This is a genomic window from Amycolatopsis sp. NPDC041971 (genome assembly GCF_055588925.1).
This window is the reverse complement of record NZ_JBVJCE010000005.1, coordinates 193,932-212,769: the sequence shown is the minus strand read 5'-3', so window position 1 is coordinate 212,769 and position 18,838 is coordinate 193,932. Positions and strand designations below refer to the sequence as shown.

23 protein-coding genes are annotated in these 18,838 nt (G+C 69.3%); 13 read left to right on the top strand and 10 right to left on the bottom strand.

Features of this window, described 5'->3' with window-relative positions; genetic code table 11:
- The first annotated feature begins 95 nt into the window (after positions 1-95).
- From bdeA to ACZ6DT_RS13730, 6 genes are all read left to right on the top strand, one after another.
- Positions 96-953 (top strand): bis(hydroxyethyl) terephthalate hydrolase, encoded by an 858-nt coding sequence (bdeA, locus tag ACZ6DT_RS13755; protein WP_465593547.1) that lies wholly within the window; start codon positions 96-98, stop codon positions 951-953.
- Positions 954-1,033: 80 nt separating this feature from the next.
- Entirely contained in the window at positions 1,034-1,783 is a 750-nt protein-coding gene (locus ACZ6DT_RS13750) for an ABC transporter ATP-binding protein (RefSeq protein WP_465593986.1), read from the top strand.
- Positions 1,770-2,474, top strand: a complete 705-nt coding sequence (locus ACZ6DT_RS13745) for an ABC transporter ATP-binding protein (protein WP_465593544.1) — start codon at positions 1,770-1,772, stop codon at positions 2,472-2,474. The genes ACZ6DT_RS13750 and ACZ6DT_RS13745 overlap by 14 nt, the downstream gene beginning before the upstream one ends.
- A gap of 11 nt (positions 2,475-2,485) precedes the next feature.
- Positions 2,486-3,364 (top strand): branched-chain amino acid ABC transporter permease, encoded by an 879-nt coding sequence (locus tag ACZ6DT_RS13740; protein WP_465593541.1) that lies wholly within the window; start codon positions 2,486-2,488, stop codon positions 3,362-3,364.
- Position 3,365: 1 nt separating this feature from the next.
- Positions 3,366-4,367 (top strand): branched-chain amino acid ABC transporter permease, encoded by a 1,002-nt coding sequence (locus ACZ6DT_RS13735; protein WP_465593539.1) that lies wholly within the window; start codon positions 3,366-3,368, stop codon positions 4,365-4,367.
- A complete protein-coding gene (locus ACZ6DT_RS13730; RefSeq protein WP_465593536.1) occupies positions 4,364-5,671 on the top strand; it encodes an ABC transporter substrate-binding protein in 1,308 nt (435 codons plus the stop codon). Before ACZ6DT_RS13735 ends, ACZ6DT_RS13730 begins: the two co-directional genes overlap by 4 nt.
- Positions 5,672-5,782: 111 nt before the next feature.
- Here ACZ6DT_RS13730 and ACZ6DT_RS13725 read toward each other — a convergent pair whose 3' ends face one another.
- The 4 genes from ACZ6DT_RS13725 to ACZ6DT_RS13710 all read right to left on the bottom strand — a co-directional run bounded on the left by ACZ6DT_RS13725 (position 5,783) and on the right by ACZ6DT_RS13710 (position 8,712).
- Positions 5,783-6,001, bottom strand: a complete 219-nt coding sequence (locus tag ACZ6DT_RS13725) for a hypothetical protein (protein WP_465593533.1) — start codon at positions 5,999-6,001, stop codon at positions 5,783-5,785.
- Between the two features lie 82 nt (positions 6,002-6,083).
- Positions 6,084-7,259 carry a fumarylacetoacetase gene (gene fahA / locus ACZ6DT_RS13720; protein WP_465593530.1) on the bottom strand — a complete coding sequence of 392 codons (1,176 nt, stop codon included), beginning with the start codon at positions 7,257-7,259 and terminating at the stop codon, positions 6,084-6,086.
- Positions 7,256-8,098, bottom strand: coding sequence for a hypothetical protein (locus ACZ6DT_RS13715; protein WP_465593527.1), 843 nt, complete (start codon positions 8,096-8,098; stop codon positions 7,256-7,258). Before ACZ6DT_RS13715 ends, fahA begins: the two co-directional genes overlap by 4 nt.
- A gap of 80 nt (positions 8,099-8,178) precedes the next feature.
- Complete coding sequence (locus ACZ6DT_RS13710) at positions 8,179-8,712, bottom strand: MarR family winged helix-turn-helix transcriptional regulator (protein ID WP_465593524.1); 534 nt, start codon at positions 8,710-8,712, stop codon at positions 8,179-8,181.
- Between the two features lie 191 nt (positions 8,713-8,903).
- Here ACZ6DT_RS13710 and ACZ6DT_RS13705 point away from each other — a divergent pair, with 191 nt between their 5' ends.
- Genes ACZ6DT_RS13705 through ACZ6DT_RS13695 form a run of 3 tightly spaced genes read left to right on the top strand, consistent with a single transcriptional unit; the run spans position 8,904 to position 11,508 of the window.
- The gene (locus tag ACZ6DT_RS13705) at positions 8,904-9,518 is read left to right on the top strand and encodes a DUF1989 domain-containing protein (RefSeq protein WP_465593521.1); all 615 of its coding nucleotides are present in this window, start codon (positions 8,904-8,906) and stop codon (positions 9,516-9,518) included.
- Positions 9,515-10,642, top strand: a complete 1,128-nt coding sequence (locus ACZ6DT_RS13700) for an oxidoreductase (RefSeq protein WP_465593518.1) — start codon at positions 9,515-9,517, stop codon at positions 10,640-10,642. Before ACZ6DT_RS13705 ends, ACZ6DT_RS13700 begins: the two co-directional genes overlap by 4 nt.
- Complete coding sequence (locus tag ACZ6DT_RS13695) at positions 10,639-11,508, top strand: polysaccharide deacetylase family protein (protein ID WP_465593515.1); 870 nt, start codon at positions 10,639-10,641, stop codon at positions 11,506-11,508. Before ACZ6DT_RS13700 ends, ACZ6DT_RS13695 begins: the two co-directional genes overlap by 4 nt.
- Here the strand turns inward: ACZ6DT_RS13695 and ACZ6DT_RS13690 are convergent.
- Positions 11,496-13,055 (bottom strand): PucR family transcriptional regulator, encoded by a 1,560-nt coding sequence (locus ACZ6DT_RS13690; RefSeq protein ID WP_465593513.1) that lies wholly within the window; start codon positions 13,053-13,055, stop codon positions 11,496-11,498. The genes ACZ6DT_RS13695 and ACZ6DT_RS13690 overlap by 13 nt on opposite strands.
- 118 nt (positions 13,056-13,173) lie before the next feature.
- Here ACZ6DT_RS13690 and ACZ6DT_RS13685 point away from each other — a divergent pair, with 118 nt between their 5' ends.
- From ACZ6DT_RS13685 to ACZ6DT_RS13675, 3 genes are read left to right on the top strand one after another with little or no spacing between them, the layout of a single operon-like run.
- Positions 13,174-14,391: a serine/threonine-protein kinase gene (locus ACZ6DT_RS13685; protein WP_465593510.1), complete on the top strand. Its 1,218-nt coding sequence runs from the start codon at positions 13,174-13,176 to the stop codon at positions 14,389-14,391.
- Positions 14,392-14,447: 56 nt separating this feature from the next.
- Positions 14,448-15,074 (top strand): ClpP family protease, encoded by a 627-nt coding sequence (locus ACZ6DT_RS13680; protein WP_465593507.1) that lies wholly within the window; start codon positions 14,448-14,450, stop codon positions 15,072-15,074.
- Complete coding sequence (locus ACZ6DT_RS13675) at positions 15,071-15,661, top strand: ClpP family protease (RefSeq protein ID WP_016335566.1); 591 nt, start codon at positions 15,071-15,073, stop codon at positions 15,659-15,661. The genes ACZ6DT_RS13680 and ACZ6DT_RS13675 overlap by 4 nt, the downstream gene beginning before the upstream one ends.
- Positions 15,662-15,665: 4 nt before the next feature.
- On the opposite strand, the gene ACZ6DT_RS13670 is transcribed toward ACZ6DT_RS13675, so the two are convergent.
- The 3 genes from ACZ6DT_RS13670 to ACZ6DT_RS13660 all read right to left on the bottom strand — a co-directional run bounded on the left by ACZ6DT_RS13670 (position 15,666) and on the right by ACZ6DT_RS13660 (position 16,670).
- Positions 15,666-15,998, bottom strand: coding sequence for a helix-turn-helix domain-containing protein (locus ACZ6DT_RS13670; protein WP_037345333.1), 333 nt, complete (start codon positions 15,996-15,998; stop codon positions 15,666-15,668).
- Positions 15,999-16,208: 210 nt separating this feature from the next.
- A complete protein-coding gene (locus tag ACZ6DT_RS13665) occupies positions 16,209-16,385 on the bottom strand; it encodes a CsbD family protein (protein WP_076157481.1) in 177 nt (58 codons plus the stop codon).
- A 78-nt stretch (positions 16,386-16,463) separates the two neighbouring features.
- Positions 16,464-16,670 (bottom strand): hypothetical protein, encoded by a 207-nt coding sequence (locus ACZ6DT_RS13660; RefSeq protein ID WP_465593504.1) that lies wholly within the window; start codon positions 16,668-16,670, stop codon positions 16,464-16,466.
- Positions 16,671-17,008: 338 nt separating this feature from the next.
- On the opposite strand from ACZ6DT_RS13660, the gene ACZ6DT_RS13655 reads away from it, so the two are divergent.
- Positions 17,009-17,536, top strand: a complete 528-nt coding sequence (locus ACZ6DT_RS13655) for an EF-hand domain-containing protein (protein WP_465593501.1) — start codon at positions 17,009-17,011, stop codon at positions 17,534-17,536.
- A 218-nt stretch (positions 17,537-17,754) separates the two neighbouring features.
- Here ACZ6DT_RS13655 and ACZ6DT_RS13650 read toward each other — a convergent pair whose 3' ends face one another.
- A complete protein-coding gene (locus ACZ6DT_RS13650) occupies positions 17,755-18,390 on the bottom strand; it encodes a helix-turn-helix transcriptional regulator (protein ID WP_465593498.1) in 636 nt (211 codons plus the stop codon).
- An 82-nt stretch (positions 18,391-18,472) separates the two neighbouring features.
- On the bottom strand, positions 18,473-18,724 hold the full coding sequence (locus ACZ6DT_RS13645) for a hypothetical protein (protein WP_465593495.1): 252 nt from the start codon (positions 18,722-18,724) through the stop codon (positions 18,473-18,475).
- Between the last annotated feature and the right edge of the window lie 114 nt (positions 18,725-18,838).

Here is an 18,838-nt window from a genome sequence, read left to right as displayed (position 1 = left end):
ATCAAGACTGGCGATTTCACCGATGCAGCCTCCTCCGGCGGTTTGCCACAGTCCATCACCAAGGACTGTGTTCAACGGCGAACGGAGAGGGCACCATGCGTAGTACGACCCGGATCCTTTGTGGACTGGCCACCGTCGCGGCACTCACAATCGCTCCCACGGCCTACGCCGCCGAGAATCCCTACGAACGAGGCCCGGACCCGACGGAGAGCGGCATCGAAGCCTCCCGCGGCTCGTTCGCGGTGTCGCAGACCTCCGTTTCGAGTCTGGCCGTCACCGGGTTCGGCGGCGGCACCATCTACTACCCCACCAGCACCGCCCAGGGCACGTTCGGCGCGGTCGCCATCTCGCCGGGATTCACCGCGACCCAGTCGAGTATCGCGTGGATCGGCCCGCGGCTGGCGTCGCAGGGCTTCGTGGTGTTCACGATCGACACCAACACGATCTACGACCAGCCCGACAGCCGCGGTGACCAGCTGCTGGCCGCGCTCGACTACCTGACCCAGCGCAGCACGGTCCGGTCCCGCGTCGACACCACCCGGCTCGCGGTGGCGGGCCACTCGATGGGCGGCGGCGGTTCGCTCGAAGCGGCACAGGACCGGCCTTCGCTGCAGGCGGCGGTGCCGCTCGCGGCATGGAACACCCAGAAGTCGTGGTCCTCACTGCGGGTGCCGACGTTCGTCATCGGCGGCGAATCCGATTCGGTCGCGCCGGTCGCGTCGCATTCGATCCCGTTCTACACCAGCATTCCCGCTTCGTCGGAGAAGGCGTACATGGAACTGGACAACGCGAGCCATTTCTTCCCGAACACCGCGAACACGACCATGGCCAAGTACACGATCTCGTGGCTGAAGCGGTTCGTGGACAACGACACGCGCTATGAGCAGTTCCTCTGCCCCGCCCCGGACGACCGCACGATCAGCGACTACCGGGACACGTGTCCGCACGCCTGAGCGTCTTGGTTCCCGGCGCGCCCGCGCCGGGACCTCCTCTCTCCGTTGGGAGTTCTTGCGTGACCCTGTCGACCTTCGAGATGTCCGGCGTGTCGGTGACCTTCGGTGGTCTCGTCGCGCTGTCGGACGTCTCCCTGAGCGTCGCGTCAGGCCGGGTGCTCGGCGTGATCGGCCCGAACGGGGCGGGCAAGACCACGCTCTTCAACGTCGCGTGCGGTTTCATCCGCCCGGACACCGGCACCCTGACCTGGCGCGATAAGGAACTGCGGCGACTGCGTCCGCATCACCTCGCCGGTCTCGGCATCGCCCGCAGCCTGCAGGAACTCGGCCTGTTCGACCGGATGACGGTACTGGAGAACGTGCTCGTGGGGGCGGGAAGACATGCGAAGTCCGGTTTCTGGACTTCGTTGCTGGGTATGACGAAGAGCGAGAAGGCGTTGGCCGAGCGGGCGATGGCACGGTTGGAGGAGTTCGGCATCGCCGACCTCGCACATCGCTATCCCGCCGGTCTGCCTTATCCGGTAAGGAAAAGAGTCGCCTTGGCGCGAGCGTTGGCCGCCGAACCGGATCTGCTGCTGCTGGACGAACCGGCGGGGGGCCTGTCGGCGGTGGAGATCGCCGAGGTCGGTGCACTGGTCCGCGGGCTGACCGAACGCATGTCGGTGATGCTTGTGGAGCACCACATGGATCTGGTGATGAGTGTCTGCGACGAGATCGTGGTGCTGGACTTCGGGAAGGTCATCGCCCGCGGGACACCGGACGAGATCCGCGCGGATCCTGCGGTCCAGGCGGCCTACCTCGGCGAGGAGGTGGCCGATGCTGACCGTTGAGCACCTTTCGGCGAGCTATGGCCCGGTGCGTGCGCTCGATTCCGTGAGCCTTTCGGCCGCGGCGGGCGAGATCACCGCGGTGCTCGGCGCGAACGGCGCGGGCAAGACCACCTTGCTGCGAACCATCTCCGGACTCGTACGGCCGACGGGCGGCAGCGTCTCGCTCGCGGGGCGCGATCTGCGCCGAGTGTCCACAGAGGACCTTCCCGCGCTCGGACTCGCGCATGTGCCCGAAGGCCGCGGCGTGCTGGCCGAACTGACCGTCGAGGAGAACCTGCGACTCGGCGCGCTCGGGGCACACGGCCGCGCGACGGCGGCCGATCTCCGCCGGATCTACGACCTCTTTCCCGTACTCGCCGACCGCAAGAACGGTCTCGCGCACGTCCTTTCCGGCGGGGAACGGCAGATGCTGGTCATCGGCCGCGCGCTGCTTTCCCGGCCGAAGGTGCTGCTGCTCGACGAGCCGTCCTTGGGGCTCGCGCCCCGGATCGTGGCGCGGATCTTCGGCCTGCTGCGTGGTCTCGTCCACGACGAAGGACTCGCCGTCGTCCTGGTCGAGCAGAACGCGCGCAGCGCGCTGTCCATCGCCGACCACGGCGTCGTGCTCAACCTCGGCGAGGTCGTCGTCCGGCGGGACGCGGCCGCGCTCGTCGCGGACGACGGCCTCCGGCACGCCTACCTCGGATTCTGAAAGGGAGCCCTGTGCAGCAACTGCTCACCACCGCGCTCACCGGCCTCACGCTGGGTGCGGTGTACGCCGCGTTCGCGCTGGCGCTGGTGCTGATCTGGCGGGCGACGCGGATCGTCAATTTCGCGCAGGCGCCGATGGCGATGATCACCACCTACGTGGCGCTGGTCCTGATCGACGCGGGCTGGTCGTACTGGGCCGGTTTCGCCGTGGCCCTGCTTTCGGGGCTCGTGCTCGGCGCGCTGGTGGAACGTTTCGTCGTCCGCTTCGTCGACGGCAAGGCCGAGATCAACGCCGTGATCCTCACCCTGGGATTGTTCATCGTGTTGCACGCATTGGCTGCGCTGGTGTTCGGCTCGCGGTACCGGTCTTTCCCGGCGCCGTTCGGGCTCACCGGGTTCCGGGTCGGCGACACGACGATCGCGCTGACCGGATTCGGCGTGTTCACCATCGCCGCCGTCGGCGTGGTGCTGATCGGGCTCGTGGTGCTCTTCCGCGGTACCGATCTGGGCCTGCGGATGCGGGCGGCGGCGTTCGACCGGGAGGTGGCCCGCCTGCTCGGTGTGCGGGTCGGGCGGATGCTCACCCTCGGCTGGGCGCTGGCCGCTCTCGCCGGTTCGCTGTCGGGCCTGCTGATCGCCGGCGGCGGCCTCGTCCATCCGTCCTATATGGACGGTGTGGTGGTGTACGGCTTCGTCGCCGCCGTGCTAGGCGGGCTGGACAGCCCGGTCGGCGCGGTCGTCGGCGGCGTCTTCCTCGGCCTGTCGTTGAGCCTCGTGAGCGGTTACGTCGGCGCGGAACTGGTGCCACTCGCCGCGCTCGTGCTCCTCATGGCGGTGCTGCTGCTCAAACCCGGTGGTCTGTTCGCCGGCGTCCGTGAACGGAGGGTCTGACGTGCTGCGCGGTCATCTGCCGGGCGCGCTCGCCGCGCTGGTCGTCGTCGTACTCGTCCTGGAGAACTCCGGACCGTTCCTCACCGCGCAATTCACCACGATGGCGTACCTCGCGATCGCCGCGGGCGGCCTGACCGTCCTGACCGGACTCAACGGGCAACTCTCGCTCGGGCATGGCGCGTTGATGGCCGTCGGCGCGTATTCGACGGCGCTCCTGCTGAAGTCGGCGATCTTGCCGCTGCCGGTGATCCTGCTGCTGGCGATGGTGATCACGCTCGCCGTCGGGGCGCTCGTGGGGGTCGCCGCGGCCAGGCTGCACGGGCCGTATCTCGCGGGGGCGACGCTCGCGCTCGCTGTCGCCGTACCTGGGATCCCGTTGTTCTTCGGCGAAGCGCTCGGCGGCGAGCAGGGCTTGCCCGTGCGCATGCCGGAGATACCCGGCCGGCTGGCCGACGCCGCGTACTTCGTCACCGGCCAGGATCTCACGTCGATCCGTTATCTCGCCTATCTTTCGTGGCTCGCGGTGATCCTCGTGTTCGTACTGCTGGCGAACCTGTCCCGCGGCCGGGTCGGACGTGATTGGCGGGCGGTGCGCGACGAGGACGTGGCCGCCGAACTGGCCGGGATCGACCTCGGCCGCACGCGGGTGCGGGCGTTCGTCGTCAGCTCGGGATGCGCGGGGCTGGCCGGAGCGCTGATGGCGTTGTCGGCACGGCTCGCGGCGCCGAGCGGGTTCGCGCTGACGTTGTCGCTGCTGCTGGTGTCCGCGGTGGTGCTCGGCGGTCTCGGCAGCCTCACCGGAGCGCTCGCCGGGGCCGCGCTGCTGACCTTCCTGCCACCGCTGGTGACCGATGCGGGGACGGATCTCGGCCTGTCCGACGTGCAGGCCGCGCATCTGGCGCCGTTGATCTACGGCCTGGTCACCGTCCTGATCGTGCTGCTCGCCCCCGCCGGTCTCGCCGGCGGGCTGCGGAAACTCGTCCACTTGAGGAGAAGTTCATGAAACGCTGGACCAGGGCCGTGGCCGTCTTCCTGGCCGTCACGGTCACCGCCGCCTGCGGCGCGGGCGGCAGACCCGAGGGCGAACAGAAGGGCTCGACGGTCGGCGTCACCGACACGACCATCAAGATCGGCGCGCATTTCCCGCTGACCGGCGTCGCCGCGCCGGGCTACAGCGAGATTCCGAGCGGGCACCAGGCCTACTACGACTACGTGAACGCGAACGGCGGCGTCAACGGCCGCAAGATCGAGTTCGTGGTGAAGGACGACGGCTACAACCCGACCAACACCAGCGCCGTCACCAACGAACTGGTGCTCAAGGACGAGATCTTCGCGATGGTCGGCGGCCTCGGCACGCCGACGCACAGCGCCGTCGTCGAGTTCCTGAACACCTCGAAGGTGCCGGACCTGTTCGTGTCGTCGGGTTCGCTGCGCTGGGGCGACGATCCGAAGAAGGCGCCGGTCACCTTCGGCTGGCAGCCGGACTACGAGATCGAAGGCAAGATCGTCGGCGACTGGGTGCGGAAGAACCTGCCGAACGCCAAGATCGGCCTGTTCCTCCAGGACGACGACTTCGGCCGTGACGGCGAGAAGGGCGCCCGGCGTTATCTCGGCGACCAGATCGTGGAGGTCGCGAAGTACTCCCCTGGCAACACCGACATCGCGCCGCAGATCGCAAAACTCAAGGCCGCGGGCGTGGATCTGGTGCTGGGCTTCACCGTTCCGTCGTACACCGCGCTTTCACAGCTGGCTTCGCTGAAGATCGGGTTCAAGCCGAAGTGGTTCTACAGCAACGTCGGCTCCGATCCCGCGCTCGTCGGCTCACTGCTCGCGCGGTTCTCCGAAGGCAAGGTGACCAACGGCGCGTCACTCATCGACGGCGTGGTCACCACCGAGTACCTGCCGGGTGTCGACGCGCCGGACAACGCGTGGACCAAGCTGTGGCAGAACATCTGGAAGGCGCACGGCAAGGGCGGCGACCTGACGAACTACCGCATCTACGGGATGGCGCAGGCGTACACGTTCGTCCAAACGTTGCAGGCGGCCGGAAAGGACCTGACGCGCGAGCGCCTCGTCGAGGTGATCCAGCAGTCCGGCAAGACGTTCGAGGGACCGGGATTGGCTCCGTTCCGCTACTCCGGCGACAGCCACCTGGGCATCTCCGGTATGTCGGTGGTCGAACTCAAGGGCGGCGCCGGCAAGGATCTGACGCCGGTGCTGGTGACCGATCTCGGCGACGCGCCCATCAAGGCGGACGACTCGGCGGCGAACGACGCGCCGCCGCCGAACGGGATTCCAGGTGACTGAGCGTTGGCTGTGGCACGTTCTGCCACCGACGACCAGTCGCTCGACGGTTTCCTCACGACGCCGGGTGGCGACCTCGAGTGCGGCTCGCACCGCTGCCTTCCTGACACGCGGCTAACGGGGGAAGGGGGAACCGGAGGTCGGCTGCACAACAGCACGCCGGTCGGACGACGCCGGGTGAACGTCGCCGACGCTACCGGCGCCGGCGACGAAGCCGCACACGACGACGATCGCTATGAGCCAGAACAAGAACTTGGCCAAGCCGAGCACGCTGACTACGAGTTTCACGGTGCGTCCGCCTTCCGGGAACGAGTGCCGGGAGGTCCGGCCCATCCAGGATCTCGTCCTGAGGCGGTGTGCGGCAGTGGTTTCCTGTTGCGGCCGCGAGAGCGCAACAGGACGACGCACCTTCAGCTCACTTCGCGGGTAGCACCCGTCCCCGCACCTCGCCGAACCCGATCCGCGAGCCGTTCGCACCGGGCGCGGTCCCGGTGATCACGACCTCGTCGCCGTCCAGCAGGAAGGTGCGCTCCTCCCCCTTGACCGTGAGCGGTTCCTTGCCACCCCAGGACAATTCGAGGAACGCGCCGCGCTGGTGTTTCTCCGGTCCGGAGATCGTGCCGGAGCCGTAGAGGTCGCCCGTGCGCGACGACGCGCCGTTGACCGTCAGGTGGGCGAGCATCTGCGCCGGCGACCAGTACATCTCGCGGAAGGGCGGGCGGCTGACCTCTTCGCCGTTCCATTCGATGACCAGGTCGATGTCGAGGCCCCACGGGTCGCTCTCCCGCAGGTACGGCAGCGGCTCCGGATCCGTCTGGCCTGGCAGCGGGATCCGCGCGGCCTCCAGTGCCAGGATCGGCACCACCCAAGGGGAGATCGACGTCGCGAAGCTCTTGCCGAGGTGCGGGCCCAGCGGGACGTATTCCCACGCCTGGATGTCGCGGGCCGACCAGTCGTTGAGCAGGACGGCGCCGAAAACGTGGCGGGGGAAGGCCTCCGGGGTGATCGGGGTGTTCAGCGGGGTTCCGGTGCCGACGACGAAGCCCATCTCGGCCTCGATGTCCAGCCGCGTGCTCGGACCGAACACCGGCGCCGCGTCGGCGTGAGCCTTGCGCTGGCCGCTGGGGCGCACGATGTCCGTACCGGAGACCAGGACCGTGCCGGACCGCCCGTGGTAACCGACCGGGAGGTGCTTCCAGTTGGGCAGCAACGGTTCCGCGTCCGGACGGAACAACCTGCCGACGTTCGAGGCGTGCTGCTCGGAGGCGTAGAAGTCGACGTAGTCCGCGACCTCGATCGGCAGGTGGAGGGTCACCCGTTCGACGGGATGGACCGCGCCGTCGGGGACTTCGCCGCTGACCAGGTCGCGGATCCGCTCCCGGACCGCCACCCAGCGGTCGTATCCCTGCGCCATGAACGGATTCAGCGACGGCGCGGCAAAGACGTCTTCGCCGAGCGCCGTGGCCAGATCGAGAACGGAGTCACCGACGCGCACGCCGACGCGCGGGGAATCCCCCTCGACGGAGAACACGCCGTACGGCAGGTTGTCGATCCCGAACAGCGAGCCTGCGGGGATGTCGATCGTGGTCATGCCTCTCCTCGGGGTGCCTCGAGCAGGCCGAGTCCGGCCAGTTCGGTCAGGGGGTCGGTGATGCTGCAGGTGCCGAACGACGTGAACGCCGCGCGGACGGCGGCGACGCGATCCGCGTCCAGTGCCGGAAGCCGTCCGGCGATGACGGCGCCGTCTCGTTCGGCGAGAACGGCCTCGGCGTCACCATCGGTGAGGACGGCGTCGGTGGCGAGTATCAGGTTGAGGAAGCCGTGCTGTTCGAAGCCGGTCTCCGGATCGGTGTTGCGCAGGGCGTGGTGCAACCCGGCGGTGGCCTTGAACGGAACGCCCGCCCCGACGGCCGCCCGGACCGCGGCGGCGAGTTCGGCTTCGCCGGGGTACAGGTCGGCCCGGACGCCACCGGTGCGGAACTTCGCGCGGTGGCCGGTGCCGGAGAGGGCGGTCAACAGCGGGAGACGCCGGTCGTCACGCGGGATCTCGACGAAAACCGGTGCGGTGGCGCCGGAAAGCGCGGCGAGCACCTCTTCCGGTCCCCTTCCCTCCGGGACTGCGATCTCGAGCGCGTCGAGGTTCACCGGCAGCGAGGCGACGGCTTCGAGCACACCGTCGAGCTGGGCGGGCCCACCTGGCAGGGTCACCGAGACCGGCAGCGGGGTCTCCCGATCACCCAGGACTTCGGCGAGGGCGCCGAGGGCAGTGGCGGCGACCACCAGCGGCCCGACGAGGTCGGCGTACCAGGCGGAGATGTGCTCGTCGTGCGCCGCGACGGCGTCCGGCAGCGGCGCCAGCCCCGGCGGGAACACCGCGGCGTCGTCGCACAGCCCGGCGAAGAGCGCGGGAATCCGTCCGCCGTCCACCATGGTCTCCTCCTCGCCGATTTAGTTCACACTTTGACTACCCTTCGGGCAGGGTAGTCCGGTCGTCTTCGCGACGGGAAGGCCTACTTGCGGCTTCGCGTGCCGAACTCGGCGCGGCTCGTGATCAGCTTGCCCAGCAGCATGACGAGGATGCGCTGTTCGGTCTCGGTCAACGCGTTCGTCCAGCCGAATTCGCGCTCGTTGTGCTCGCGGAAGACCGAGACCATCTCCTCGTGCCCTGCCTCGGTCAGCGACAACTGCACCGAACGGCCGTCGCGCTCGTCGGGGACCCGGTGGAGCATCCCCTCCGCGACCAGCGTCTTGACCAGATTCGACACCGCCGCCCGGCTCATCCCGGTCAGCCGGGCCGCGCCGGTCGGTTCGAGCGGCCCGGCGAGCCAGACCACGAACAGCAGCCGGAACGCCGACCACGACCGGCCGCGTGGCCGGTGCACCGCGGCTTCGAGGTCGTAGGTCACCAGGTCGGAGGCGCGATTGAGGGTCAGTAGCACCTCGGTCGCCAACTGGTGCCGGAAGCCGTACTCCTGCGCGAGCCGCCGGTTCGCCAGCGCCACGAACGACCAGAAGTCGAACCCGGCCGCGTCCACGTCTTCCATCGCCGAACACTAACCCTGCTTCGCGAAAATGGTCAAAGTCGAAACTATCTGTGAAAGCTCCGGACCAGCTCGTTGGTCGACGATGGACGAGCGAGGAACAGTCATTCACCTGGAGATTTCTCCATCCGTCACTTGCAACCATGGAGGTTTCTCCATGGCGAGCAACCCCCGCTCACCGGTTTGCTAGTGGCATGAGCAGAACGCAAGTCCCACCGGGCACCGCCAAGGCCGTCCGGGTGGCCGCCGGAGACCTCGTCCGGGTGGTCGACGTCGAAGGGGGCCAGGTCGGCGACGTGTTCGCGTTCACCGACACCGGGGCCGAACTGATCGAGCACCACAGTGCGGCGCACACCCGCGCCGGGGTCGACCGGCTGTTCCCCGCGGTCGGCGAGTCCTTCCTGACCGACCTGCGCCGCCCGATCCTGACCCTGGTCGAAGACACCTCACCCGGTGAGCACGACATGCTCATCCCGGCCTGCGACCCCGCCCGGTACGCCGCGCTCGGCGCTCCGGGTCACCGGTCCTGCGCCGCGAACCTGCGTGAGGCGCTGGACGAGGCCGGCCTGAGCTTCACGGGCCCGACGCCGCAGCCGATCAACGTCTTCATGCGTATCCCGGTCGGCGAGGGCGGACGCCTGAACTGGCTGACCGCGAACTCGCGGCCCGGCGACGCGGTGACCCTGCGCGCCGAGATGGACTGCGTCGTCGTGGTCTCCGCCTGCCCGCAGGATCTCGTGCGCATCAGCGACGCCGGGCTCACCCCGCTCGCCATCGAAACCATCCACAATGGAGGAAACCCGTCATGACCACGACCGTCGAACACGCCCATCCCGCGCTGGCCCCGACCACGCTCGGCGGCCTCGCGCTGCGCAACCGGTACGCCGTCGCCCCCATGACCCGCGTCTCGGCGAGCCCGGACGGCACCCCGACCGGCGAGATGGCCGACTACTACGCCGAATTCGCCCGCGGCGGCTTCGGACTGGTCTTCAGCGAGGGCACCTACCCCGACAGCGCGGCCAGCCAGGGCTACCTCAACCAGCCGGGCCTCGCGCGGGACGAGCACGTCGCGGGCTGGCGGGTGGTCACCGCCGGAGTACGCGCGGCGGGCGGCCGGATGATCGCCCAGCTCATGCACGCTGGGGCGATCTCCCAGGGAAATCCGCATCGAGACCACACCGTCGCTCCTTCGGCCGTCCAGCCGCGCGGGGAGATGATGCGCGCGTACGGCGGCTCCGGTCCGTGGCCGGTCCCCCGTGAGCTGACCACCGCCGAGATCGACGACGTCGTCGACGGCTTCGCGGCCGCGGCCGCGCGTGCCCGCCAGGCCGGGTTCGACGGCGTCGAGGTGCACGCGGCCAACGGTTATCTGCTCGACCAGTTCCTCACCGGCTACACCAACCACCGCACCGACTCCTACGGCGGACCGGTCGCGAACCGGATCCGGCTGACCGCCCGTGTCGTGACCGCCGTCGCCGAGGCCGTGCCCGAACTGGTGACCGGTGTGCGGTTGTCGCAGACGAAGGTCAACGACTTCACCTACCGCTGGCCCGGCGGCCGGGACGACGCCGAGGTGATCTTCGCCGCGGTCGCCGAGGCGGGCGCGCAATATCTCCACATCGCCAGCGAGGGCCGGAACTGGCTCGAAACGGCGAAGCTGGCCGACGGCGGCACCATCACCGCATTCGCCCGGCAGGTCACCGGGCTGCCGGTGATCGCCAACGGTGGGATGCACGACCTCACCCAAGCGCACGAGGTCCTCGTCGGCGGGCACGCCGACCTGCTCTCACTCGGGCACGGCGCGCTGGCCAACCCCGATCTGCCCGCCCGCGTCGCCGCGGCGGAACCCTTGGCCGAGTTCGACCGGGCGATGGTCTCCCCGACGGTCACGGTGGCGAACGCGCGCCGCTGGCGGGAGAGTCGGCAAGCGTGACGGAACCAAGCTGGCACGGCGGCGCGGCCGCGGTGGCGACCCTGACCTTCGACGTGGACGCGGAGTCCCCGATCCTCGCGCGCGGGCGGGGCTACGCCGACCACCTCTCGACCATGTCCCACCAGGCGTACGGGCCCCGGGTCGGGGTGCCGCGCATCCTCGACCTGCTCGACGAACTGGCCGTGCCCGCGACGTTCTTCGTACCGGGCTGGGTCGCCGAACAGCGGCCCGGCCTCGCCGCGGCGATCGTGGAGCGCGGGCACGAGGTGGCCCACCACTCCTACAGCCACCGGCCGCCGACCGCGATGACCGCCGCGGAGCAGCGCGCCGATTTCGAACGGGGCATGGCGGTCTTCGCCGCGCAGGGCATCGAGATCAGCGGGCATCGCGCGGCGGGCTGGGAGTCCACTTGGGACACTCCGGCGCTGGTGGCCGAGTACGGGTTGAGCTACGACTCGTCGCTGATGGCCGACGACCGGCCGTACCTGATCGACACCGGGGCGGGCCGGATCGCGGAGCTGCCGGTGCACTGGTCGCTCGACGACTGGGAGCAGTACGCGTTCCTTCCCGCGCCGCACATCGGTTCGGTGATCACCTCCCCGGTGCGGGTTTTGGAGATGTGGCGCGCGGAACTGGACGCGATGCGCCGCTATCGCTGCCTGTTCAACCTGTGCCTGCATCCGTTCCTGTCAGGCAGGCCGGGACGACTGGCCGCGGTGCGTTCGCTCATCGAGTTCGGGCTCGGCCTCGGCGACGTGCGGTTCGCGCGGTGCCGGGACGTGGCGGCCGCGGCGCTGGCCGACCCCGCCTTGCCCGTGGAACCGTTGCGGCGCCTCGAAATCGATCCGGCGGTCTATCCGGACTGAGCCGCCTCCAGCGCCAGGAACAGGTCGACCCTGTCGGCGGTCCTCCCGACGTCACGGCCGGTCAGCTCGGTGACCTTGGCCAGCCGGTTGCGCAAGGTGTTGACGTGCACGTACAGCGCCGCGGCGGTGGCCGCCCACTGGCCGTCGTGATCGAGGAACGCCCGGAGGGTCGTTTCCAGGTCGCCGTCGCGGACGCGGTCGTGCTCGCGCAGCGGGCCGAGCAGGGCGTCGGCGAAGGTGTGCCGCCACTGCTCGTCGTGCGACTCGAGCAGCAGCCGGTAGCTGCCCAGCTCGGCGAAGCTCGCCGCCACCGGCCCGCCACGCCTGCCGCGGAGCACGCGGCAGGCTTCGCGGCTGCGCGACAACGGCACACGCAGTCCGGCCGCTCCGGACACGGGATCGGCGAGCCCGACGACCACCCGCCCGCCGTCGAGGCGGTGCGACACCGCCGCCGCCAGCCGGGGCGCGAACGCGGCGGGCGACTGCCTTCCCGACCGGAACGGCAGCACCGCGACGACGTCCTGGCTGCCCGCCGCCACGACCGCGGGCAGCCCGTCCGCCAGCAGGAAGTCCGTCACGGCCTCCGCCATCCCCGGCGGGGTCGCGGCGTCGTCACCCGCGAACGCCAGCGCGATCACCGCCAGCGGCCCGTCCGGGTCGACGCCGAAGGCACGCAACCTGCCGGGCACCTCCGCGACGCGTTGCGCGCCGGAGAGCACCATGTCCAGCAGTTCGACGGCGAACCGCATCTCGATCGCCTGCACCGCCTGATGCCGGGCCACCTCCAGGCTGAGGTAGCGGGCGGTCTGCTCCAGCGCGTCCCGCTCCTCGCGCGTCAGGTCGGCCATGGGACGCAGGCACAGCAGCGCCGCGTCCGCGTCGCCGATCGCGCCCACCGGGAACAACGCCGCCCGCGTCCCCGCGCCGAGGTCCGCCTCCAGCGGCGGCGGATGCCCGGCCAAGGCCTCCGCCGCGGCACGCGACTGGCCGGCGTCCAGTTCGGCGCCGGCGGACGCCAGCTCCCGGCCCATCCGGTCCACGACCGCCAACGGCAGTTCGTGCTCACGGCGGAGAACCGCGAGCACCCCGGACGTGCCCGCACCCCTCGACAGCGCCGAGGTCAGCTCGTCCCCTCGGCGTACCAGCGACATCAGCGCGTTCTGCCGGTCCGTGGCCTGGATCGCCGCCGCCGCGCGGGTGACCGCCGTGAACGGCACCGCCACCGAGATCTCCAGCAGCGGCAACCCCGCTTCCCGGCACGCCTCGGCGAGCTCCGGAGGGGTGTCGCGTTGCTCCACGCGCAGCCCGAAGATGAGCCCCGCCGCTCCGGCACCGACCACTCGTGCGACGAACTCCGCCGGGGTGACTCGGTCCAGCCACAGGCCGTTGGTCAGCACGACCTCGTGCTCGCGCACATACGGACCGGGATCGGGCAGCTCGGTGTTGTGCACCCACAGCACCTGCTCGGTCAGCGCCCCGTCGCGGCCGGGGACGACCACCCGCAGTTCGAGATCCGGGTCGTCGACCAGGGCCACCAGGGTCAGCATGACTGTGAATATATCCAGCCGCGTACGTCCTCAATGGATGAACGGCCATTTCATCGTTTTGTCATGAGCGCTGGTTAGCGTGCCTCGAAGACCCTGCGGAATTTCGAGGAGAGCCACTGTGACGGCAGTTTCACGCACGATCGCCGAGCGCTACACCCTGCTCGAGGAGCTGGGTCGCGATGGGACGGCCGTGCTGTGGCGTGGCGAGGACGGGCCGGACGGCCGCCAGGTCGCGATCAAGGAACTGCCGCTTCCCACCCACGAGCCCGCCCTCGTGGAGCGGCTCCAGCGAGAAGCCCGCGTCGTCGTGGATCATCCGTCGGTGGTGCCCGTCCACGATGTCGTGGTGGCGGACGGGACGGCGTTCCTCGTGATGGACCTGGTGGACGCACGGACCTTCGAGGAGCTGGTGGCTTCGGGTCCGATGCGGCCAAGGTTCGTGGCCGAAATCGGCGGAAGGGTGCTCGGCGCGCTCGCCGCCGCGCATACGGCGGGCATCGTGCACGGGGACGTGCGGCCCGCGAACATCCTGGTGGGGCCCGACGGCGCGGTGAAACTGACCGGCTTCGGGATCGCCAAGGCCCTCGACCCGACAGGTACCCCGGCCTTCCTCGCCCCCGAAACGATCGCGGGACACGAAGGCACTCCCTACTCGGATCTCTGGTCGCTCGGCGTGACCCTGCTCAGCGCGAGCGAGGGCAGGAACTTTTTCCAACGGGCGAACGTCGCGGCCACGCTGTACGCCGTCGTCAACGAGCAGCCGTCCTTCGACCGGACGTTCGGGCCGCTCGCGGACGTCCTCCGCGGGCTGCTGGCGAAGGCGCCGCAAGCGCGCATGCTGCCGGATCACGCGCTCCCACTGCTGGCCCAGGCCGCGAACGGGATCGAAACCCCCGTGCCGATCCCGCCCGCGCCGCCGCGCCCCGGACTGACCACGCCCTCCGTGTTCGCGGTCCTGGCGGGGGTGGCGGGCATGGTGCTCGGCTTCGCACTGCTCGCGAACGCGATGCTGGTGCATCAGGCGTATTACTTCTTCGAGTTCTTGCATCCGTTGATCTCTTTGGGAGACATCTGCTTGGTCCTCGCCGGCGTGGCCGCGGTGGCGGGTGGCGCGAGCCTGCTCGCCAAGGTCCGGGCGGGGCAGCTCATGCTCAGCGTCTCCGCGCTGCTGACGCTCCTCTCGCTGGGTCTGCTGACTTTCCTCGGCGACGATCGGGATCACCTCGGCCTTCCTGTTCAGCCGGGTCTCACCCTCGATGTCCTCGTTCTCGTCTTCGCCGTCGTCCTGGCGGGCGTCGTCTGGTTGGTCCCGGCCAAGCGTCCTGCTGTGGGCTGATCCGCTCAGAGCAGAGAAACCGGCGGACGCCCGCGTCCCGGCGGCATGGTCGGGGCATGACCGACTACGAGAAACAGCCACTCTTCGACCAACGGCTCCGGGAACGGTTCTTCAGCCAGCGTGTACTGGTCCTCGACGGCGCGCTCGACGACGACAACGGCACGGTCCTCACCACCCAGCTGCTGTCACTGGCGAGCGAGGATCCCCGTAAGGACATCGCGTTGTGGATCCACTCGCCGGGTGGTTCGGTCCCTTCGATGCTGGCCATCCGCGACGTGATGCGGCTCGTGCCATGCGACGTCGCCACCCTCGCGCTGGGGCTGGCGTGCAGTGCCGGGCAGTTCCTGCTTTCCGCGGGCACCCCGGGTAAACGGTTCGCGTTGCCGCACGCGCGGATCCTGATGCACCAGGGTTCGGCGGGTATCGGCGGTTCGGCCGTCGAGGTGGAGGTGCAGGCGGACGACCTCCGCTACACGCGGGACACGGTGCTGGGCCTCATCGCCGACGACACCGGGCAGCCCATCGACCGGCTCTTCACCGATTCCCTCCACGATCGCTGGTTCACCACCGAGCAGGCGCGCGAATACGGCTTCATCGACCACATCGTCGAGAGCCTCGACCAGGTCGTCCCCGTCCGCACGCACAAACTCGGCCTCGGCACGGAAAGGGGTGCGGGCGCATGAGCACCTACACCATCCCCAACGTCATCTCCCGCAGTCCCGCCGGCGAGCGGATCATGGACGTCTACTCGCATCTGCTGTCCGAGCGGATCATCTATCTCGGGACCGCGATCGACTCCGGCGTGGCGAACGCCCTCATCACGCAACTGCTGTACCTGGAGGCGGACAACCCCGAGCAGGAGATCAACCTCTACATCAACACCGAGGGCGGCGACCCGTCGGCGATGCTCGCGCTGTACGACACGATGCGCTTCATCAAGGCGCCGGTGGCGACGACCTGTGTCGGCCAGGCGGTCGCGGCCGGCGCGATCCTGCTGGCCGCGGGTGAGGCGGGGCACCGGTTCGTGCTGCCCCACACCCGGGTGGTGCTGCACCAGCCCGCCGCACAGGGTCGCGGCACCATCCCGGACCTCATCCTGCAAGCGGACGAGGTCGTGCGGGTGCGGACGCAGCTGGAGGAGATCCTTTCCGCGCACACCGGCCGTGCCGTTTCGGATCTCCGGCACGACACCGACCGGGACCGCGTGTTCGACGCGGCGGGCGCCGTCGCCTACGGACTCGCGGACCGCGTCCTCGACGAACGTGCTTAGCGCCTCAAGCTGCCATGAGCACGGGCCCTCGCGGGCGGCGGCCGACCGCGAGGCCCGTGCTGCCGCCCCGGCTGATCGTGCCCGCGATACCGAAGAGCAGGTCCGCCAAATCGAGTCCGAGGGCGCCGGTGACCGCGGCGATCATCTCGCTGGACGGTTCCTTGCGGCCGCGCTCGATTTCGGAGAGGTATTGCGGCGAGATCCCGGCACGTTCCGCGACGTCGACGAGGCGGCCGCCCTGTTCCTCCCTGGCGGCGCGCAGGCTCCGGCCCAGGACGTCACGCCACAGCGGCTCCGGTTCGGGGCGCTTCTGCTGGAAAGGGAGGATGTCCGCCATACGATCATCGTGACATCGCGCCGGGCCGCGCGTACGCCGTTCCGCTCAAGGCGAAACCGAGCCCGGCAGCGAAGGACGTTAGACCGGGCGACACCTTGATGCCGTCGAAATCCCGGAAGTCCGTGATCCGGACGGTACCGCAGCGTGAAGGCCTCCTTCCCTCGGCTGAGCCGGAGGGAAGGAGGCCTTCACGCGCTAGCAGCCCGCAGGTCAGTCGCGGACGCCCTTCACGGCGTCCTTGATCTTCTCGCCGGCCTGCTTGACGTTGGCTTTGCCCTGCTCAGCCTTGCCTTCGGCCTGCCACTGCTCGTTGTCCGTGGCGTCCCCGACGGCTTCCTTGGCCTTGCCCTTGAGTTCTTCGACCTTGTTCTCGGCCTTGTCGTTCATCTAGGGCCTCCCTTCGTTGTCCGCTGCCTCCGGAGTACCCGGATTTCGCTTCCGGAAACGGCGTATTCACTGTGGCCCTCATCTCTCGCCACCCGTATGGCCGCACGGGTACATCGTCTTCGCGACGACGGCCTCGCACGACGGGCAGTTGTTCACCGGCCGTTCGCGACGGCCCCAGTAGGGATGGGCGGCCCCGCAGAGCGCGGTGACCCGTTCGCCGATGCCGGGATCCGGGTTGCAGACGGGGCAGTAGGCGTGCGCCGCCCGCTCGATGTCGGCTGTCATCCGCCACCTCCGGGTGTAGGTCGTTATACGAACTTTCGGCCCTGTTCAGCGTACGGCGATACTTGTTCCGCGTGTGCCGCGCCTGTCGGCTCCGCGATTCACAGCGGCGCATATTTCGATTCCCCGAATACGCGGATCGATCATCTTTCTCGCGGCAATTGCCTCGCCATTACCACCACATTTACTTACCGTCGTCGTCCGGTGCAGTTTCGATGTCGACGCGGTCCGGGCATGAGCGGCCGCGAATGGCGTTCGGCCTCGCCTTCCCCCGATCGTGGCCCGTCGTGCCCCTGAATGGCCGATGTGCCTTACTGCGCCCGGTTCTATCGTTCGGACGCATGGCTAGCGACTTGCAACGACGCAAGATTTCGGGCGTCTTCGCCGCGATGGACGCCGACGGCGACGGTTTCCTTCAGGAGCGGGACTTCCAGGCGCTGGCCGAACGCTGGGCGCGGCGGCGCGGGCCGGGTGATGAGCGCCGCCTGACCGGCATCATGCTGAGCTGGTGGACGACGTTGCTGGCGGCCTCGGATCTGAACCGCGACGACAAGGTGACTCTCGACGAGGTCCTGCTGGTGGTGGACCAGCTGCCGGACACGCCCGAGGCCGTGACCGCGACCGCCGACGCGATGTTCGAGGCTGTCGACGAGAACCGCGACGACCTGATCTCCGCGGCGGAATATCACCAGTTGATCGAAGTGTGGAACGGCCGCCCCACCGACACCGAAGCCACCTTCCCGCTGCTGGATTCCGACGGCGACGGAATGCTGTCCCGGGACGAGTTCGCCGCGCTGTGGCTGGAGTTCTGGGCAGGTGACGACGCCGAGGCGCCGGGCACCCTGGTCTTCGGACCACTCGCGGCCTGACCGTCGCGGCTTTCGGGCCGGTGTCCCGCGCTCGAACCGGCCGTCGTCACCGAACGCCGGACCGGCACGGCGCCGCAAGACGCGTGCTTGAAGCCGGAACTCACGTGTCTCCAGCCGGAACACACGTGTTCGCTCGCCAAACACGCGTGTTCCGTCTTCAATCACACGAGTTCGGTCTCCAGACACGCGAATCACGTCAGCTGACGAAGGTAAGGGCCTTAGATGACCCCGGCCCGCACCGCGTACGCGACGGCGTGCGGCCGGTTCTTCAGCTTCAGCCGTCCGGTGATGCCCTGGATGATGTGCTTCACGCTGCGTTCGGAGTAGCTGAGCTCGCCGGCGATTTCGACGGTGTCCTTACCCTCGGCCATCAGCCGCAGCACGTCGATCTCCCGCGTGGTGAGCCCGGCGGTGTTGACGCCCATCGGGTCGAGCACCTCGCGCTGGAGCCGTTCGACGTGTTTGAGCAGCTCGCCGAGCAGGCTCGGCGGGAGTACGCCACCGCCGGTGGCCGCGGCCCGGACGGCGTGCGCCAGCCGTTCGCCGGTCGTGGCCGAACGCGGCAGCACCGCCACCACCCGGCATTCGATGGCGGGTACGAGTTCCTCCTCGCCGATCTGGCTCACCACGAGCACCACCGGTTTGCCGTCCTCGGCGGCGAGCCGCCGCAACCAGAGCACGGTCTCGGGCGTCAGCCGTTCGGTGGCGAACACCAGTACGTCGGTCTCGGCGCGCCGCTCCCAGTCCCGGATGCCGATCCCCTGCTGCGTGCTCAGCTGGCTGGCCACGCCCGCCGTGGTGATCGGGTCGGGCGCGTGCACCGCCACGGTGATCTGTCGGGTTTCCGTGTCCACTTCGTCCCCTCCGCTTGTCCGCGGCCCCAGTCGGATGGGACACAGTCTGCGAAGGAACTCTTCACGAAGTCTCCACGAGTTCTCAACGAGGCGTGAAGGACTTCGTGGCCAGCTGAAACGCCTGGACGTACTTCGGCAGCTCGTCGAGGATTTCGCGGAGCCTGGCCTCGGGTCCGGTGTAGTCCGGGTCGGCGAGCAGGGCGTGACCGAAGGCCAGCGTGCGCCGAAGCTCGGTGATACGCGCTTCGGCCTCGTCGGCGTCGAGCACCAGCCTGCCGTTCTGGGCGAGACCGAGCAGGACATCTCCGGCGAACAGCTCCTGATCCTGACTCACCGGCACAGCATGCACAGCCGCGCATGTCCTCCACCAGCGCCGGACGGCACTTTGCCCCTGCGAACGTCCGGGTCTGCCCGCTCGCCCGTCACCTGTCCAGGCCGTGAAAAGCAC

Excerpts from the sequence above, each read along its gene's own strand:
- bdeA (WP_465593547.1), top strand. The coding sequence starts at position 96 with ATGCGTAGTACGACCCGGATCCTTTGTGGACTGGCCACCGTCGCGGCA.
- ACZ6DT_RS13750 (WP_465593986.1), top strand. The coding sequence starts at position 1,034 with ATGTCCGGCGTGTCGGTGACCTTCGGTGGTCTCGTCGCGCTGTCGGAC.
- ACZ6DT_RS13745 (WP_465593544.1), top strand. The coding sequence starts at position 1,770 with ATGCTGACCGTTGAGCACCTTTCGGCGAGCTATGGCCCGGTGCGTGCG.
- ACZ6DT_RS13730 (WP_465593536.1), top strand. The coding sequence starts at position 4,364 with ATGAAACGCTGGACCAGGGCCGTGGCCGTCTTCCTGGCCGTCACGGTC.
- ACZ6DT_RS13725 (WP_465593533.1), bottom strand. The coding sequence starts at position 6,001 with ATGGGCCGGACCTCCCGGCACTCGTTCCCGGAAGGCGGACGCACCGTG.
- fahA (WP_465593530.1), bottom strand. The coding sequence starts at position 7,259 with ATGACCACGATCGACATCCCCGCAGGCTCGCTGTTCGGGATCGACAAC.
- ACZ6DT_RS13715 (WP_465593527.1), bottom strand. The coding sequence starts at position 8,098 with ATGGTGGACGGCGGACGGATTCCCGCGCTCTTCGCCGGGCTGTGCGAC.
- ACZ6DT_RS13710 (WP_465593524.1), bottom strand. The coding sequence starts at position 8,712 with ATGGAAGACGTGGACGCGGCCGGGTTCGACTTCTGGTCGTTCGTGGCG.
- ACZ6DT_RS13705 (WP_465593521.1), top strand. The coding sequence starts at position 8,904 with ATGAGCAGAACGCAAGTCCCACCGGGCACCGCCAAGGCCGTCCGGGTG.
- ACZ6DT_RS13700 (WP_465593518.1), top strand. The coding sequence starts at position 9,515 with ATGACCACGACCGTCGAACACGCCCATCCCGCGCTGGCCCCGACCACG.
- ACZ6DT_RS13690 (WP_465593513.1), bottom strand. The coding sequence starts at position 13,055 with ATGCTGACCCTGGTGGCCCTGGTCGACGACCCGGATCTCGAACTGCGG.
- ACZ6DT_RS13680 (WP_465593507.1), top strand. The coding sequence starts at position 14,448 with ATGACCGACTACGAGAAACAGCCACTCTTCGACCAACGGCTCCGGGAA.
- ACZ6DT_RS13675 (WP_016335566.1), top strand. The coding sequence starts at position 15,071 with ATGAGCACCTACACCATCCCCAACGTCATCTCCCGCAGTCCCGCCGGC.
- ACZ6DT_RS13670 (WP_037345333.1), bottom strand. The coding sequence starts at position 15,998 with ATGGCGGACATCCTCCCTTTCCAGCAGAAGCGCCCCGAACCGGAGCCG.
- ACZ6DT_RS13665 (WP_076157481.1), bottom strand. The coding sequence starts at position 16,385 with ATGAACGACAAGGCCGAGAACAAGGTCGAAGAACTCAAGGGCAAGGCC.
- ACZ6DT_RS13660 (WP_465593504.1), bottom strand. The coding sequence starts at position 16,670 with ATGACAGCCGACATCGAGCGGGCGGCGCACGCCTACTGCCCCGTCTGC.
- ACZ6DT_RS13655 (WP_465593501.1), top strand. The coding sequence starts at position 17,009 with ATGGCTAGCGACTTGCAACGACGCAAGATTTCGGGCGTCTTCGCCGCG.